The following is a 576-nucleotide window of genomic DNA, read 5'->3' as shown; positions in this document are numbered from 1 at the left end:
CGTCTGGGAAGAGGGCGATGCGCGCAAGGTGCTGCAAGATCTGAAAGACGCAGATGCGTCCGTGGCCCGCGCAGCACGTGCCGGCGACACGGTGAAGTGGGGCCTGGCCGCCTGCATCTTCTTCGTGTTGAGCATGGCCGCGGGTCTGGTTGCAGCAGGCGCTGCAGCTCGCATTCATTGGATTGGTCGGCTGCGGTATCTGGTGTTCAGTGCAGCCAACGCTGGTGTCGAAGGTCTGCGCCACAATTGGCGTGAGGCTCTGCAGCGGTGGCGCTGGCGCCTTCCGGAGCGCGACATGCTGCTCTCGGCCTATGCCGACCAGGTGCACTTCGCCACGCGGGTCGACCGCTCACCGCTTATTGACCTGGGCGTGGCCTCGGGCCTCTTGGAGCATCGTGGCCACCTGCTGGCCCCAATGAAAAACACCCCGGTTCGAATGTCCATCATCGACCTTCTGCAGCACGTTGAAGTGCTGGGCGGTTCTGGTGAAGGTAAGTCGCGCAACTTCTACGTGCCAGTGGTCCGACAGCTCATCCAGCTGCGCAAGGCCGGCTATCCAATCAGCATCTACGCCGC

General features: G+C 63.2%; 1 protein-coding gene. It reads left to right on the top strand.

From position 1 onward, the window contains the following. On the top strand, nt 1–576 hold a 576-nt coding region (locus tag K9U41_RS23040; RefSeq protein WP_282643163.1), incomplete at both ends, for a hypothetical protein.

Origin of the sequence: Xanthobacter autotrophicus (assembly GCF_029991245.1) — a bacterium.
GTDB classification, from domain to species: Bacteria; Pseudomonadota; Alphaproteobacteria; order Rhizobiales; family Xanthobacteraceae; genus Xanthobacter; species Xanthobacter autotrophicus_C.
Note: the sequence above shows the minus strand (reverse complement) of the source record. Positions and strands in the feature narration are given on the sequence as shown.